This window comes from Clostridium subterminale (assembly GCF_039521425.1).
GTDB lineage: Bacteria > Bacillota > Clostridia > Clostridiales > Clostridiaceae > Clostridium_J > Clostridium_J subterminale.
In genome coordinates this window covers 322,789-339,839 of sequence record NZ_BAAACI010000007.1, presented here as the reverse complement: position 1 = coordinate 339,839, position 17,051 = coordinate 322,789, and the positions used below count along the sequence as shown (strand labels likewise).

The window sequence follows — 17,051 nt, the reverse complement described above, 5'->3', positions numbered from 1 at the left end:
TTGGGATGAAAGCTATGAAGATATACTTTATTTTAAAATTAAGTTAGGTGGTGATTAGCATAGAATACATAGAAGCTAAAAAATTAATATCTCAATATATGCCTAATAATTCATGGTTTGATATTAATTACAATATGAATATTTATAAAGGGTGTTGTCATGGATGCATTTATTGCGACTCTAGGAGTGAATGTTATCAGATACAGGATTTTGATAGAGTTAGAGCAAAGGAAAAAGCTATAGAATCCATAGGAAAAGAACTTAAGGGAAAGAGAATGAAGGGTGTAATAGGTACAGGGGCTATGAGTGATCCTTATAATCCTTTTGAAAAACAATATGAGCTAACAAGGGGAGCTTTGAAGGAAATCAATAGATATAACTTTGGCGTTTCTATTGCTACCAAGAGTCCTCTTATTACTAGAGATATGGATATATTAAAACAGATTTCAAAGCATTCTCCGGTGTTAATAAAAATAACTATAACTACCTTTGATGATGAGCTATGTAAAAAGATAGAGCCTAATGTAGCATCTAGCAGTGAAAGATTTAAGGCTATAAAACAGCTTAGTGATAATAGCATATATACGGGAATATTGCTGATGCCAATTCTTCCTTTTATTAATGATTCACAGGAGAATATAAGAAATATAGTTAGAGAAGCTCATAATTCAGGAGCAAAGTTCATATTTGCCTATGGAATGGGCCTTACCCTTAGAGGAAACCAGAGAGTTTACTACTATGAGCAATTAGAAAAACTATTTCCAGGGCACAACCTGGTTAGGAAATATACTCATACCTATGGTGATAGGTATGAGTACGAATCTTCTAATGCCAAGAAACTTTGGAAGACCTTCACTGAGGAATGTGATAAATATGGAATTATATACAAAATGAAAGATATAATTAAAGGTTATAGAAAGAATTATGAAGAGGAGCAACTGAGCTTATTTTGACATAATTTACGCATTGTTATTTATTTACTTAATTTAAAATATTTGCTATAGTGGTTTTATCAAATGTAGGAGGTACAACAATGAAATTGTGTAATTGCTAATTAATTTTCATAATTAAAGATTAATAAAAGAAAGAATGAAATGCCTAATCATTAGGTTTTTTTGTGTACTTCTTTTAAGTTAGCAATTAAAAGACATACATCTTATAGAACTAAAATTGTATTTATATTTTATATAGATATTAAGTTTATTAGGATAGGAGCTATAGTAATTGAAGATTATATATATTTTTTTATTGCATTAAATATATATAGTTCTTATTAGATAAACTTATTTAAGTATAAAATTGATTACGGATTTTTAGGCTACAAGAAAGCAGCGCTTTTTTGTAGCCTTTTGTTTTATATTTAATAAACCAATGGTGGGACTTAAAAAGTTAATTTAAAATATTTTTATTGGAGATGATAATATGTATAAGTTAACGAAAACTGATTATATAAAAGTATTAAGTTTATTACATGAGTTAAAAGAAGAATGTGTATTTGCTCATGCTGTGTTAGAAAATATTCAATATGGGCATATTTATGTGGATGATATAAGTAATCCTAAATGTTGCCTTATAGTTAGCAAAGGAGGTAAATATTTTGTGGCTGGGGATGAAGAAGATTTAAACTTTAGAGAATTCATATGCTCATATTTGAAGAATCAAAGTAATCACTCTAATTACTTTGATTTATATGTATCATCAGAAAAATGGCTTAAAATAATAAATGAATTATTAGAGGGGTGTGTAGTTAATTTATGGCGTTCAATTTATTGCTATAACAGTAAAGAGAATTATAAGACTAACACTTTAAAGTTTAAAATTCCTGAAGGTTTCGTTCTAAAAAAAATGGACGAGTATTTGTATGATAAATATGCAAGAGAAATTGACCAGTCTTATTGTGATATTTGGGGTTCGGCTAAGAAATTTATTGAAAATGGTTTTGGATTTTGTGTATTATGTAATAATGAATTTGTAAGTACATGCAATACCTGCTATGTTGGTGGCGGATGTGCAGAGATTGACATAATGACAAATAGTAAATATAGAGGTAAAGGTTTTGCTTCCATTACATGCTCAGCTTTTATTAGATATTGTCTAGAACATGAGTTAATTCCAACTTGGGATGCAGATGGAGGCAATGAAGCATCAAATAAACTTGCTTTAAAACTTGGATTTGCCAAATCAAAAGATGTTAATATTTTGTGGTGGCATGAAGATGAAGAAATGATTAAATCCTACTTAAAAAAGTATAATTACTTATCTATAACTTCATCTTAATAAGCTAATAGATTTAGTTTAAACCTGTTCATATCTTACCATAGAATATATCTCGATTTTAAATGAAAAGAGTAGTTTTTTTATTTTTATACATTGCTATATAGGTTTAGTGTAAAGAGTATTTGATTTATCTTACTTAACCTATGTTTCAATGTATGATAAAATGTATATAGTATTTAATTAAAAGGGGGAAATGGTTTGTCTTATATATGTTAAGGCAAAATCTATATAGTTAAAATGAAGGATATTAAATCAATATTCTATTGGATAATAGGATTTTTACTTGCGGATGGCTTTAGATATTTACTTAGGGATGTAGATATTCCAGAAATTTTTAAATGGGCATTAGGAATAGTTATAATTCTTGGAGGCTACATTTTTATAAATAAATTATTTATAAAAGATAGAAGCAAAGAAGAAGTATAAGCTAAAGGAAAAATTTATATTAAGGGGATGAAGATATGCATTTTGATGATGAGTCAAAAAAATGGGATACGGAATATAGGGCTCAAAGAGCAAAGAAAATTAGTACTGAAATAGAAAACTATTTGGATGAAAGTAACAATTTGAAAGCCTTAGAATTTGGATGTGGTACAGGGCTTATATCAGAAAATTTAACTCATAGATTTTCGGATATATTGATGATAGATTTATCTGAAGGAATGATGGAGCAATTAAAATTAAAAATAGAAAAAAACAATATAAAAAACATGAAAACTTGGTGTGGGGATTTATTTCAATTTAACGATGATAAAAAGTTTGATGTGATTTATACATCTATGGTTTTTCACCATATAGAAGATCTACCAAAGGTAATAAAGAAGCTATATGATTTGCTAAATAAAGAGGGAAAATTAATAGTTGTAGATCTATGTCCTGATAATGGTGGTTTCCATGATGAAGTACAGGATTTTAGTGGACATAATGGATTTAAGCTTACAGAAATGGAAGGCTTAATAGAAGAAGCTGGACTTGAAGTCATAGGTTCAAAAATATTTTATTCGGGAATAAAGAAAAGTGAAGGTAAGGAGCAACCATATCAGTTATTTAGTATGTGTGGTATAAGAAAGTAAATATATGTTACGAAATTTTCTCGATTATAGAATAGAATTTAGAGTATATGCAATATTTTTTTCTGTTGAAACTACATTATTATTTATTGACTTAATTTCAAATATTTGTTATAGTGATTTTATAAAATATAGGAGGTACAACAATGAAATTGTGTAATTGCTAATTAATTTTCATAATTGAAAATTGATAAAAGAAAGAATAAAATGCCTAATCATTAGGTTTTTTTGTGTACTTCTTTTAAGTTAGCAATTAAAAGACATACCTCTTATAGAACTAAAATTGTATTTATATTTTATATAGATGTTAAGTTTATTACGATAGGAGCTATAGTAATTGAAGATTATATATTTTTTTATTGCATTAAATATATATAGTTCTTATTAGATAAACTTATTTAAGTATAAAATTGATTACGGATTTTTAGGCTACAAGAAAGCAGCGCTTTTTTGTAGCCTTTTGTTTTATATTTAATAAATCAATGGTTAGGCCTCAAAACTTATTTTAAGGAGGCTATATCAATGGATACAACATTGAAGTTTGCACATGAAGAAGATGTAATTTGTGCAATGGAGTTAGTTTATGAACATGAAATCAGAAATATGTTAATTTCAAATATATTTGGGTTAAATAAAGCCTTATCCTTTATTAATTTTGCTTGTATTAATGATACTGATAATGTAATTACAATAGGCTCACATTTAGAGATTACCACATTACTAATATCATATATCTATGCACCACAAAAGTTAGTGACACAGATTTCAGATACAAGTTGTGGTATTGATAATGGAGTATTTAAAAATATCAATGAACTTTTATCAGGTTATAAATATACAGAAATTATTAGCTCTAATTTTGATATAGGACTTGTAGAATATGAGAATGAATCTTTTGACGTATCAATTGTGGGTTTTGCTAATTTAATTAATATCTCAGAAGAAGTACAGATAAACAGGTTTAGTCTTGAAACTGGAATAGAATATGAGATGTTTGAAAAGTTATTAATAAAGTCAAGTAAGTTGTTAAAAAAAGATGGAAGATTAGTAGTACTGACGAAACCAGGATGGATATTAAAGTTATGGAGTTTAATTCATGACCTTGGCTTACAATTAGAATATGATAGCTATAGTCTATATATCGATAGTAATAGGCATCCTAATGAATTTATTTGGTTACGGTTCATTAAAAGAGATGTAAATGTTAAATTGGATTTGCATAAGAGGAATATATTATCTTTGATGAATGATAACAACATTGATAGACTGTATGCTCATAGGAATAATTTAATATTTCCCTATGTGGAGATCTCCTATAGTAATTCTGAAGCCTATGTTAAATTAAATCAGAATTTAGAGTATATGCAATATTTCTTTTCTGTTGAAACTACAGCAAATCTAGCAGAATTGTGTGAAGGGTATACAGCATGTCTAGTTACTCCATCTGTAGCACAGTATGCATATAAGATAAATAAAAATATAGTTCTTTTTGAACGAGATAACAGATTTAGAGAAAATGGAGGTCTAAAGTTTGTAAAATATGATTTAAATATTGGTTTAACAAAATTTTTACAGAATAAATATTTTAAAAAATTTGATAGAATTATATGTGATCCTCCATTCGATATCAAATTGGATGTTTTAGCAAATGATATTGTTGAATTGTTAAGGCAAGATAGAAAAAGTGTTGTTTATATAATATTTCCTAATAACAGAAAGATTAGTTTAATTAATGCTATGAAGGTTAGAGGATTATTATTAGAAGAGGAAACTCAAAAAATAAGTATAGAGTATGCTAGGCCACCCAAGATAGTTAGGGTTAATGGTAAAGATGCCATTCAATTATACAAGTTTACTTGTGTAATTTAAAATATTTTTATGTGAAATGGATCAGTTAAAGTTAAAAATAGAAAAGAATAAATGGTTATAATAATTATCAGTAAATTCGCGCTAAAAATTTAATTGTAAATTTTTCTGCAATTAATTGCTTATATTATTGACCACGTGGTTTGTTTTTGGTAGAATAAGATAGACCTGGTGGTCAATATTTGTTTTTGGAGGATATTATGAATCAAAAAGAGAAAAGTCAGCTCAGCAAAGACAAGATATTAAATGCTGCAATAGCGGAGTTTGGAACAAAGACATATGAAAATGCTTCGCTTAATAGTATATGTAACGATAACAAAATTTCAAAGGGACTTATATATCACTATTTTAAAAACAAAGATGAGTTATTTTTGAAATGTGTTAAGGTTTGTTTTGATGAGCTTGTAGATTATCTTAGCAAAGAAGAGTTTAACCAATTGGATTTTCAGAAGTACATGCAAAATTATTTTGATTTAAGATATCGTTTTTTAAAAGAGAATATTTATTACAGTCATATATTCTTTCATGCAATTTTACAACCACCTATACATTTGAAAGAACAAATCAAAGACTTAAGATCTGATTTTGACACACTTAATATAAGTCACTATCGTATGGCGTTAAGTACTGTAACACTGCGAGATAATATTACAGAAGAAGAAGCAATGGAATACTTTTTTGTTTTTCAAGAAATGTTCAATGGTTATTTTCAAAGTAAAGCTTATGAAAACTTGGACTTTAATTCACTAATAGAAATGCATGAACTGAAACTGTCAAAAATACTGAATATTATGCTTTATGGTATTTCAAAGGAGGAGTAGAAACAATGATATTATTAATTTTAAGGCTTTTATTGGCAATCGCCATTGCTTTTATTGTAGGTAAGCTTGTTTCAAAGATTAAATTACCTGCTATTTTAGGGTGGCTACTTACAGGTATGATACTTGGACCACATGCATTTGGAGTTGTAAATGATGCAGTTTTAAATGCTCATTGGTATGAACCAATTATGCATATTTTAGAATGTGTAGTGGGCCTTTTAATAGGTACGGAGCTTGTTTGGAAGAAAATTAAAAAGTCAGGCAAACAAATTATCATAACAACATTAACCCAATCATTAGGAACATTTTTGGTTGTGAGCTTGGTATTTGGGGTTGTATTTTATTTTGTAGGATTTCCTATTTATCTTGCATTTATATTTGGGGGTATTGCCCTTGCAACTGCACCAGCGCCAGCACTTTCCATTGTACGTGAGTTTAAAACAGACGGGCCTGTAACTAAAACATTAATTCCTATGGCAGCCCTTGATGATATGGTAGGAGTAATTGTGTTTTTTTCAACTATATCTATTATCTCTGCCAATCTCTCTGAGCAAAAACTACCAGCTTATATGATATTACTTGTAGTTCTACTACCAATTATTATTGGGATTGTTACAGGATTTATTTCAGGATTTGTACTGAAAAGAGAACGTTCATCCAAAATAACTATATTACTGCTGAGTACAACTATACTAATATCAGCAGGTGTTGGTTTCATATTTAATGATTTAGTTTTACCAAAACCTGTACTTAACTTTATGCTTATTGGTATGGCTTTCTCAGCAACATTTTCTAACATGATTTCAGAGGAACGTCTAGACCAAATTATGAACTCGTTTAATCCTATTCTTGGTATTTCAATGATTATAGTTATCTTAAATCTTGGAACACCACTTGATTATCATCTGATTTTAGGCGCCGGATTATTTACTGCCATTTATATCATCTCAAGAGCTGTAGGTAAATATGGTGGAGCATTTATAGGAGCGGTTATAACAGATTCGCCAGAAACTGTAAAAAAGTATTTAGGACTCACATTACTTCCTCATTCAGGTGTATCTCTTGTATTTACAGGTATAGCGGTTTCTGTTCTATCAGGGCCAGCACCAGAATATGCTAAGGTTATCCAAGGAACAATTGCAGCGGCGGCTGTTATTAACGAGGTTATCGCAGTTATCGCATCTAAAAAGGCTTTTGAGTGGGCAGGAGAATTCAATAAAAAAGATGAAATCAGCAATGAATGTGATAATATACAGAGAAATGAAAAAAATATAATTGAGAAATCATTATAGAGCTTTGAGACTATTTATGAAATCATAACACAAAACATATTTATTTATACACAGATTTAACCCATAATTATGATTTTATGATAGTCAAGGTCTTGAAACTTTAGATAAAAAAGCCTTGAAATAACATGTGAAAATAAGCTGGTTACAATTGAGGTTTTGCTATACGATATGAAGTAAATAGATAAGCCAAGCCACTCGATATGAAGAAATTCAAATTGAGTGGCTTTTGAAATTTTGATATCTATTTCTCAATAATATTAAATTGTTATGATATATCTACCAGTAAAAAATTATTCATATAAATGAAGCTTTAATAAAAAGAGTCATGCTACTCTTTTTATTTTACTCTACGTCAACTATCTTACCACCTAGGGCATCTTTTACTTCTCTGAATATCTCTTCTTTTAAATCCTTTGTATAACGTTTCCCTTTCATCACTTACCTCCAATCACCTTCTACATTTAAGCTATAATAAAATGTATTAGTAATTTTCCAAACTAATTTAGGGTTTAAGGTGTTGTTATATTTGGATAAATTTTAATTATTTAACAAGTAGGCAAGTTTGTGATAAAGTTATATATATAGAATAATGTATAATTTTATTATTGGAGTTGGAAATTTGGAAGTAACTAAGAATCAAACGATAATTAGTAAAATAAAAATTCACTCATTAAAGTTAGAATGAAGTAATTTTGTGTAAGGTTTGATGAAATATTACTATATGGGGACGAAATTAATGAAAGTACATTTGAAATGGATTGTTGTATCACCAATAAAATTATCAATAGGAAATAAATGTGATAAAACTTCATAAATTTATGATTATTTTTATAGCTTAAATATGCAAATATAAGGTGAAAAGTTAATCAGTTTTTAGTGTAAATACTTATTAGAATAGGAGAAAGATATGGATAATATTAAAATTTTATTAGTGGAAGATGATGAAGCTGTTGCCTTAGGTATTGAATATAATTTAAAAAATGATGGTTTTGAAGTAATAAGAGCTGCAAATATATATAGTGCAAAACAGCTATTTAATGAAGAATTTAAGCTTATTCTTTTAGATATTGGATTACCAGATGGTAATGGATATGAATTTTGTAAGTATGTAAGAGAAAAGAGCAAGGTACCAATAATATTTTTAACAGCATTAGATGAGGAAGTTAATGTAGTCTTAGGCTTTGATCTTGGTGGTGACGATTATATTATAAAGCCATTTAGGTTAAAGGAGCTTTTGTCAAGAATTAAAGCGGTACTTAGAAGGACAAGCAACTCCCCAAAAACAAGACTTATTTCAGGAGACATACAAGTAAATAGTTTAGACGCAAAGGTTTATAAAAATAAAAAAGAAATTATTTTAACATCTGTTGAGTATAAGTTGCTTTTATATTTTATGGGTTATCCATATAAGGTTATTTCTAAGGAAGAAATTCTCCACAGGCTGTGGGATATTCAGGGGGATTTTGTGGATGAAAACACACCTGCTGTGTATGTGAGAAGGCTTAGAGAAAAGCTTGAGGATGAACCATCAAGGCCAAGCTATTTAGTAAACTTAAGAGGTTTGGGATATAAGTGGGACAAAAATGTTATAGAGGAGTAAGTTGTAAAATGAAAGATGTATATAAAAGTGATTTTTTAAAGCAATTTACCTTAGTATGGATTATAGTCGTAACTGTTTTAATAATTACATTAAATATTGTTATTAACATAAGTTTCGAAAAAATTAAAAAGAATTATATAAATGAAAGTTGTGCTTTAATAGGTTCATTTTCAAATACCAAAGCTATTGAGAAAGATAAAGTCGCTGCAATTTTTACACAAGGTGCAAAATATGAGGATTATGAAAGGGGAAAGGGAATTTTGGCTTCTTATGGGTATAAGGAGGACATGGACATCAAATTAATTCCTAAGGTAAATGAATCCTATGAAAGACTGAAATTACATATTAATATTCTAGTGCTCCTTTCTATGGTGATATTATATTTGATTGTATTCTTCTTCTATAAGAAAATTGTTGTCTATGTCAGAATGCTAAACCAGGGAATAAAAAAAGTAGTTGAAGGGGATTTTTCTTTAAGATTTTCATTTATAGGAGAAGGACCATTTAGTGTACTAGCGCATAATTTTAATCAAATGGCAGAAAGGTTAGAAAACGCATTAACGGAGCTTACTAAGGAAAAATTTTTTTTAAAGGACACTTTAGCAAATATATCTCATCAGCTTAAAACACCAATAACCTCTTTGAGTTTGTTTAATGAAGCATTGATTAATAATTCTTCTATGGGTAAAGATGAGGTAGAAAAAATAGGCTGCAAAATGAGAAGCTCCATATATTGTATGGAATGGCTTATAAAAAAATTATTAAAGCTTGCTAAAATTGAAGGTGGGATAGTGGAATATAATAAGATAAATACTAGTTTTAAGGAAACTATAGAAAAAGCTGTGGAGCCTCTATTAATAAGCATAGAAGAAAAAAATATAAACTTCCGAGTTAAGGTTGAAGAAGGCTCATATCCTCATGATAAAGGATGGACAAGTGAAGCTTTAACAAATATAATTAAAAACTCTATTGAGCATACAAAACAGTATGGTGAGATTTCTATTTGCTATGAAAGCAATTCCCTTTATCATAAAATCACCATAAGTGATAATGGAGAGGGTATTGATAAAGAGGATTTACCCCATATTTTTGAACGGTTTTATAAAGGAAAAGGCAGCAGTGGTATGAAAAAGACGGATTCTATAGGAATAGGCTTAGCTCTTTCTAAGAGTATAATAGAAGGTCAGGGGGGCTTTTTACAGTTGGAAAGCATGAAAGAACAAGGAAGTAAATTTATAGTTACCTTTCTTACAAATTTGTAAGAAAGGTATTTATCTTATAGTAAGAATTGAGGTGTATGTTTATAAGTATAGAGGAAAGTGAGGGGAAGACAATATGAAAAGATACATAGAGATATCTAATAAGTATATTAGACAAAATAAAAGGAGAAGTATGGTCAATATAATTGCAATAATATTAGCTACTATGTTTATAAGTGGTACAGGGCACATGATTTATTCTTCTCAACAAAATCTTATTACCATGATAAGAGAAGATGGGGATTATCATGGTAAATTTGAATTAAGGCAAAAGGAAAAATTTCCAGAGATTATGGTGCACTCAGCGGTAGAGAAGGCAACCTTTTGTCAAAAACTTGGAATCGCGCAATTAGGAGAAAAAACATTAGTAATTAATGAAATAAATAGTGATGGTTTTAGCTTATTAGGTATAAGACTAGAAGAGGGAAGATTTCCACAGCAATCTAATGAAATAATATTAAATTTAGACTTTAAAGAGAGCGAAGAGAAAAAGATTGGAGATAAAATAACTGTTAATCTATATGATAATAGAACTGTAGATTATACTATTGTAGGTTTTTCACAATCTACTAATAGCGCTTTTTTGAAGACCTTTAATGGATATGCAGTTAGCAATAATATAGTGGTTGATAATGCAGAAGTTTATGTAAAATTAAAGGAAGTAGGAAAATTAAATAGTAAAATAGACAATTTAGCTATGGACTTTAGTATAGATGCTAATAAAGTTGTAAAGAATGAAGCGCTCTTAACCGCAATGGGGGAAGGTAGAAGCAAAAGTGACATTATAGATTATATGATTTTTTTTATGGTAGCTATTATTGTAATGATTGCAACATTAGTGTTTATATACAATTCATTTAATATATCTACTATGGAAAGAATTAAGGAATATGCACTAATAAAAGCTATAGGTGGAACTAACAAGCAGATTAAAAAAATTATTTTAAGGGAAGCTTTTATAATTGGGGCAATAGCCGTGCCTATAGGACTATTGCTAGGGATGGCAGCAGGTTCAGTGCTATTTAGAGCATTTAATAGTTTGCTGATAAGTAAAGCAATTACTATAAAAACCTATTATTCTCTATATAGTATTTGGGGAACAATAGTAATTACTATTGGTACATTATATTTATCAGTAATTTCCATGATGGGAAAAGTAAAAAAAATATCACCACTAGATTGCTTTACTAATAGAAGTTGTGACGTGAAAAAAGTGATTAAAAGAAAAAGGAATTTAAGTGATAAGCTTTTCAGCATTGAGGTAATTATTGCAAATAGAAATATAAGAACCAATAAGGGAAGATTTAGAACAACAGTGGTTTCAATTGTACTTTCAATAACACTTTTTATTACATTTAGCAGTTTAGTTTGCAACATAGAACAGCTACCTTATGAAGCCTTTCCAGGGCAAATGCATATGGCTGTGCATAATCATTACTTTACTAATGTATATAATGAGAATAACAGTAAAGAAATGATTAAAAGCAATAGTGAACAAATAAAGTTAATTGTAGAGAATACTAAAAAAATTCATGAGGTGAAAGATGTATATAGAATATATCAGGGCATAAGCTCTTATACTTTCATACCTGAAAAGAAAGCAATGGTAAAGGGTGATTCAATCAGTATTAAAGATAACAAATATACTAATATAAGATCTGAAATAGTACCAATTGATTTAAACACTATAGATCAGATTTCGCCATATCTTTCAAGGAAATTTCATAATGAGGAAAAGATGAAAAAAGAAAAAGGAGTTTATATTACTCAAATAAGCTATGAACAAGACATGGAAATTCCAGGTGACATAAAATATAAGAAGAAGGATATTTCAACCTTGAAGATAGGAGATGAAATACTAATAGATACATCAAATTTAATGTATACTAATAAATTTGAAAGTAATGATAATACAGAAAAAGAAGCTATGAAGGTAAAGGTTTTGGGTATAGTTAGGGTGAATCTTTTCGACAGAGAGAGCATTAAAGAGATGTCTCCAGTAATATACATGCCTACGGAGCTTTACAATGAGTTGATTGAAAAGAAATGTGTTAATGTACCTAAGGGTAATGAGGGTGACGTTAATAAAAAATTGGAACTAGATAGATTGCAGCCTGCACAACTTAAAGGCATGGTTGTAAGTTACAAGGATAATGTAACAAATAAGGAAAGAGGAGATATTGGAAAAGAACTAGGGGCTCAATGGTCAGCCCATTATGATGAGGGAGAATATAATAGTAATATAATTTTTGATGAAAAAAATGATAAATATATTAAATTTGGTAAGCTCTTTTACTTCAGTGTTATAGCATTTATAACTATTATAAGTATGGCAAATGTATTTAATATAGTAAATACTAATGTAATTTTAAGAAGTAAAGAATTGACGCTTTTAAGTGTTGTTGGTGCTTCTAGAAATAGTATAAAGAAAATAATGTATTTAGAAGGAATGCTATATTCAATTATAGGAATAATCTATGGAACTATTATTGGAGGAATAAATTCTATACTGCTCAGTATGATGTTTAGAAGTGGACATGATATAGCATATGTATATCCTTATAAGGAAACTTTGATAAGTATAGTGTTTTTCATAGTGGCTTCCATAGTGGCAATATATTTTCCATTAAGGAAAATTAAAAAGGAAAATCTATTGCAGTATAAAGAATATTAGATTAGGGGGAAGTTTAATGTTAATCATAAAGGAACTTTGTAAAACGTATGGAAATGGAGAAGCAAAGGTAGATGCTTTAAAAAATATAAATTTAACCATTAATCAGGGAGAATTTGTGTCTATAGTAGGGGCTAGTGGTTCGGGAAAGAGTACTCTTCTTCATGCTATGGCTGGTTTAGATAAGCCTACAGAAGGTAATATAATTATTGATAATCAGGATATATATACTTTAGATGGAGATAATCTTGCCGTTTTTAGAAGGCGAAAAATAGGCTTTGTTTTTCAGTCCTTTAATTTAATTGATGTGTTAACTTTAGAGGAAAATATACAGCTGCCTGTACTACTAGATCATCAAAAAATAGATAAAGATTACCTGGATGAATTATTAGAGCTATTAGGTTTAAGAGATAGAAGAGATCATCTTCCGTCACAGCTATCTGGAGGGCAACAACAGCGGGCTGCTATAGCGAGGGCATTAATATACAAGCCTTCAATTATATTTGCAGATGAGCCTACAGGAAATCTTGATAAAAAGAATTCAAAAGAGGTAATGGAGCTGCTTAAATTATCCTCTAAAAAATACAAACAAACACTGGTGGTTGTAACTCATGATTTAGAAATAGCTTCAGAAGCAGATAGGATAATTACTCTTTCGGATGGAGAGATTAGGTAACAATCCCCTGAAATTTGTAGCAACTCCTATAAAATAATATTATTACTATACAGTTAAATTAAAGAGTATAGACGAAATATTAGATAAAGCGAATTTAATTTATCGTTATAACTGGACTTGTGTAGATGCTAGAATATATGGAGAAAATCCACCGGCATGTTTAGAGTTAGGAATTGTATTACAAATATTTCTTGACAATAACAAAGTTAAATTATATATTTAAACAAAATTATAATTATATAAAAAGGAGATTTAAGGAGATGTACACAATAGTTCTTAACTAAACTATTAAAATTAAATAGTTTAAAATGCTTTAAAGTTCTAAGATAGAGCTTTGTTTAATGATGCATTTTAAGAACAATATCTTCTATTAAACTCTTTTATATAAAAATTAAATAACTACAAATGCATATATATGAATATATATGATTATTTATATTAAGATAAAATATAGATAAATATATTGTGTATTAAGTTTAATTTGAATGTAATAAAAGATTTTTATGTAAATAAAATCCCTGTGGATGATATTGTTCATCTGCAGGGATTTTTTAAATTTTATATTAAAAAGGGTGGGATGTTTTATGGCATTAACAAAAGTTACAGAAAGGATCTATTTTCTTGAAAATGATAGAGAAGCAGATAGGCCATTAATTGGATATATTAAAGGAGATAAGTATTCCTTAATGGTGGATGCAGGAAACTCGAAAAATCATGTTGAAAAATTTAATAGTTCTATAGAAAGATTAAATTTAAGATTACCTGATTATGTAGCTATTACTCATTGGCATTGGGATCATACTTATGGCATGAATGCAGTTACAGGAAAAACAATAGCATGTGAAATAACTAATGAAAGATTAAAGGTTATGTCTAAATGGCAATGGACAGAAGAAGCAATGAATAAACGACTTTTAACTGGTGAGGATATTGAATTTGCAGATACTAATATTCGTAAAGAATATAAATCTCTTCAAGATATAAAAGTTGTACATGTTGATATAATATTTAAAAAGGATTTAGAAATAAACTTAGGAGGGCTAGTGGTTATTTTAAAAAATGTTATTGCGCCTCATTCAGAGGATTCTGTCATAGTCTATGTACTTGAAGAAAAAGTAGTATTTATAGGGGATGCCTACAGTATAGATTTTTATAATAACTACAAGTATGATTTAGTTAAATTACAAAGTTTTATAAATATGTTAGAGAGTTTAGAGTTTGATACTTGTTTCTTAGGGCACTCATCACCTCTAAAAAAGATAGAGATTATTGAGTGTTTAAAAGCACAATGTAAGAAAATCTCTATAAGTAATGATTAACTATCGTCTAAATTTACTATCAAAATTAAAATAGTGGGATTGACCTAAAGAAAAGAGTTTAGTGAATTGTATTTATAACTGAACCATAGAAGAATATTGTGATAAAATAAATCTAATGATACTGTACAATAAAGGGGAAGTTTATAGTGAAAAAGGCAATAGGGATTTTTGCTCATGTGGATGCAGGAAAGACCACATTTTCAGAGCAATTACTTTATCATACAAAGAGTATTAAAGCTAGAGGAAGAGTTGACCATAAGGAAGCTTTTTTAGATAGCCATAAGATAGAAAGAGATAGAGGAATAACAGTTTTTTCTGATATAGGAATTTTTAAATATAAAGATTCAGAATATTATTTAATAGATACTCCAGGACATATAGATTTTTCTCCAGAGATGGAGAGGGCTATGGGTGTTCTAGACTATGCTATCTTTTTAATAAGTGCAGTAGAGGGAGTGCAAGGTCACACAGAGACAGTATGGCAGTTACTTAGAAAAAATAATATACCTACTTTTATATTTATAAATAAAATAGACAGAGAAGGTGCTGATTTACAGAAAGTTATCCATGAGATAAGAAATACTTTAAGTAGTGAAGTTTGTTTAATTGAAGAAGAATTATATAATTTAAGTGATGAAAATATAGAATTTATAGCTGAAAGAAACGAGGAATTACTGGAAATTTATTTAGATAAAGGCTATGACAACTGCTTATGGATAGATAAATTAAAAGAGCTCATTAAGTCAGAGAAAATATTCATAGCTTTAAAGGGGTCAGCATTATTAGATGAAGGTATAAAAGAGTTTTTAGAGAAGTTTAATAATCTTAGCTATACTAACTATGAAGAGACAGAGGATAATAAAGACTTTAAAGGTAGAGTATTTAAGGTTAAATATGATGAAAAAGGTAATAGAGTTACCTTTATAAAAGCACTTCAGGGTGAGTTAAAGGTAAAAGACGAAATTATATATAGTGTTAATGGGGAAGAAATAAGAGAAAAAATAAATGAAATAAGAGTTTATAATGGGAATATATATGAGAGTAAGGGTAAAATTGTTTCAGGTGAAATTCTTGGTGTTATAGGCATAAGCTCTCTAAGAGCTGGTATGGGTATAGGAGTTTCTGATTTAAATGAGTTTTCTATGATCCCAACTCTAAGAGCAAAGGTTGACTTTGATAAAAGTGTAAATCCTAGAGAAATGTTAAGATACTTTAAGATTTTAGAAAGTGAAGAAAATAGTCTAAATGTAGTATGGAGTGAAGAATTACAAGAGATTCACATTAGTATAATGGGAAAAATACAACTAGAAGTTTTAAAGGATATATTAAAGGATAGATTTGATTTATCAGTGAATTTTGGAACTCCAGAAATATTGTATAAGGAAACTATGGAAGGTGAAGTAGATGGATTTGGTCATTTTGAGCCCCTTCGTCACTATGCTGAAGTTCATTTGAAATTAAAAGAAGGAACTAGAGGATCTGGCATAACATTTAAAAATAAATGTCATAGTGATTTTTTAACTACAGGAAATCAAAACCTTATAAGAACTCATATATTTGAAAGAGAGCATAAGGGAATACTTACAGGAAGTATAATTACAGATATAGAAATAACTCTTATGAATGGTAGAGCTCATTTAAAGCATACAGAGGGTGGAGATTTTAGAGAAGCAACTAAAAGAGCTATTAGACAAGGGTTAGAAAGCACTAAAAATATATTACTAGAACCTTATTATAAATTTAAAATAGATGTAGATGTTAATTTAATGGGAAGGGTTATTAGTGATATTCAAAAGATGAGTGGTATTTTTAATGAGCCTAGGAATTATGGGGAAAGAATTATAATAGAAGGAAGGGGACCAGTAGCTACCTTTATGAATTATGCCTTAGAGTTTCAAGCTTTTACAAAAGGAAAGGGAAGTCTAAGTTTAGTATTTCATGGATATGATATATGCCATAATTCAGAAGAAGTTATAGAGGTTAAAGGATATAATAAAGATGCAGATCCGGAATATACGTCTTCTTCTATTTTCTGCGCTAAAGGTGTAGGATATGCAGTACCTTGGGATCAAGTCAAGGTACATATTCATTGTCTGAAATAAAACTTTATTAAAAATTTAATAAATACAGTATCTTGTGGTATGCTACACAAGATAAAAAGAATCTCATCGTTCAGTTGGTGGATTATGAGGAATTGAAA

13 protein-coding genes and 1 pseudogene are annotated in these 17,051 nt (G+C 28.9%); all 14 read left to right on the top strand.

Going from position 1 to position 17,051, the window contains the following annotated elements; genetic code table 11:
• Positions 1-53 precede the first annotated feature (53 nt).
• The 14 genes and pseudogenes from ABDZ93_RS15295 (at position 54) to ABDZ93_RS15230 (ending at position 16,953) form a co-directional block, all read left to right on the top strand.
• Positions 54-953 carry an SPL family radical SAM protein gene (locus ABDZ93_RS15295; RefSeq protein ID WP_343827588.1) on the top strand — a complete coding sequence of 300 codons (900 nt, stop codon included), beginning with the start codon at positions 54-56 and terminating at the stop codon, positions 951-953.
• A gap of 469 nt (positions 954-1,422) precedes the next feature.
• Positions 1,423-2,277 carry a GNAT family N-acetyltransferase gene (locus ABDZ93_RS15290; protein ID WP_343827325.1) on the top strand — a complete coding sequence of 285 codons (855 nt, stop codon included), beginning with the start codon at positions 1,423-1,425 and terminating at the stop codon, positions 2,275-2,277.
• A 237-nt stretch (positions 2,278-2,514) separates the two neighbouring features.
• Positions 2,515-2,703, top strand: coding sequence for a hypothetical protein (locus ABDZ93_RS15285; RefSeq protein WP_343827324.1), 189 nt, complete (start codon positions 2,515-2,517; stop codon positions 2,701-2,703).
• A gap of 35 nt (positions 2,704-2,738) precedes the next feature.
• Entirely contained in the window at positions 2,739-3,350 is a 612-nt protein-coding gene (locus ABDZ93_RS15280; RefSeq protein WP_343827323.1) for a class I SAM-dependent DNA methyltransferase, read from the top strand.
• Positions 3,351-3,869: 519 nt separating this feature from the next.
• Entirely contained in the window at positions 3,870-5,216 is a 1,347-nt protein-coding gene (locus ABDZ93_RS15275; protein WP_343827322.1) for a hypothetical protein, read from the top strand.
• Between the two features lie 197 nt (positions 5,217-5,413).
• Positions 5,414-6,034 (top strand): TetR/AcrR family transcriptional regulator, encoded by a 621-nt coding sequence (locus tag ABDZ93_RS15270; RefSeq protein ID WP_343827321.1) that lies wholly within the window; start codon positions 5,414-5,416, stop codon positions 6,032-6,034.
• 5 nt (positions 6,035-6,039) lie between these two features.
• Entirely contained in the window at positions 6,040-7,326 is a 1,287-nt protein-coding gene (locus ABDZ93_RS15265; protein WP_343827320.1) for a cation:proton antiporter, read from the top strand.
• Positions 7,327-8,233: 907 nt separating this feature from the next.
• Positions 8,234-8,926, top strand: coding sequence for a response regulator transcription factor (locus ABDZ93_RS15260; RefSeq protein ID WP_343827319.1), 693 nt, complete (start codon positions 8,234-8,236; stop codon positions 8,924-8,926).
• A gap of 8 nt (positions 8,927-8,934) precedes the next feature.
• A complete protein-coding gene (locus ABDZ93_RS15255; protein WP_343827318.1) occupies positions 8,935-10,188 on the top strand; it encodes an ATP-binding protein in 1,254 nt (417 codons plus the stop codon).
• 73 nt (positions 10,189-10,261) lie between these two features.
• Positions 10,262-12,859, top strand: coding sequence for an ABC transporter permease (locus tag ABDZ93_RS15250; protein WP_343827317.1), 2,598 nt, complete (start codon positions 10,262-10,264; stop codon positions 12,857-12,859).
• 16 nt (positions 12,860-12,875) lie between these two features.
• A complete protein-coding gene (locus tag ABDZ93_RS15245; RefSeq protein WP_343827316.1) occupies positions 12,876-13,532 on the top strand; it encodes an ABC transporter ATP-binding protein in 657 nt (218 codons plus the stop codon).
• Between the two features lie 61 nt (positions 13,533-13,593).
• A pseudogene (locus ABDZ93_RS15240) lies at positions 13,594-13,755 on the top strand (DUF4272 domain-containing protein); the annotation flags it as partial.
• Between the two features lie 361 nt (positions 13,756-14,116).
• Positions 14,117-14,851 (top strand): MBL fold metallo-hydrolase, encoded by a 735-nt coding sequence (locus tag ABDZ93_RS15235; RefSeq protein ID WP_343827315.1) that lies wholly within the window; start codon positions 14,117-14,119, stop codon positions 14,849-14,851.
• Positions 14,852-14,997: 146 nt separating this feature from the next.
• Positions 14,998-16,953 (top strand): GTP-binding protein, encoded by a 1,956-nt coding sequence (locus tag ABDZ93_RS15230; protein WP_343827314.1) that lies wholly within the window; start codon positions 14,998-15,000, stop codon positions 16,951-16,953.
• Positions 16,954-17,051: the final 98 nt, after the last annotated feature.

Bases quoted from the DNA above. Each gene is read 5' to 3' on its own strand.
- ABDZ93_RS15250 (WP_343827317.1), top strand. From the start codon at position 10,262: ATGAAAAGATACATAGAGATATCTAATAAGTATATTAGACAAAATAAA.
- ABDZ93_RS15275 (WP_343827322.1), top strand. From the start codon at position 3,870: ATGGATACAACATTGAAGTTTGCACATGAAGAAGATGTAATTTGTGCA.
- ABDZ93_RS15290 (WP_343827325.1), top strand. From the start codon at position 1,423: ATGTATAAGTTAACGAAAACTGATTATATAAAAGTATTAAGTTTATTA.
- ABDZ93_RS15245 (WP_343827316.1), top strand. From the start codon at position 12,876: ATGTTAATCATAAAGGAACTTTGTAAAACGTATGGAAATGGAGAAGCA.
- ABDZ93_RS15255 (WP_343827318.1), top strand. From the start codon at position 8,935: ATGAAAGATGTATATAAAAGTGATTTTTTAAAGCAATTTACCTTAGTA.
- ABDZ93_RS15260 (WP_343827319.1), top strand. From the start codon at position 8,234: ATGGATAATATTAAAATTTTATTAGTGGAAGATGATGAAGCTGTTGCC.
- ABDZ93_RS15235 (WP_343827315.1), top strand. From the start codon at position 14,117: ATGGCATTAACAAAAGTTACAGAAAGGATCTATTTTCTTGAAAATGAT.
- ABDZ93_RS15270 (WP_343827321.1), top strand. From the start codon at position 5,414: ATGAATCAAAAAGAGAAAAGTCAGCTCAGCAAAGACAAGATATTAAAT.
- ABDZ93_RS15285 (WP_343827324.1), top strand. From the start codon at position 2,515: ATGAAGGATATTAAATCAATATTCTATTGGATAATAGGATTTTTACTT.
- ABDZ93_RS15265 (WP_343827320.1), top strand. From the start codon at position 6,040: ATGATATTATTAATTTTAAGGCTTTTATTGGCAATCGCCATTGCTTTT.
- ABDZ93_RS15280 (WP_343827323.1), top strand. From the start codon at position 2,739: ATGCATTTTGATGATGAGTCAAAAAAATGGGATACGGAATATAGGGCT.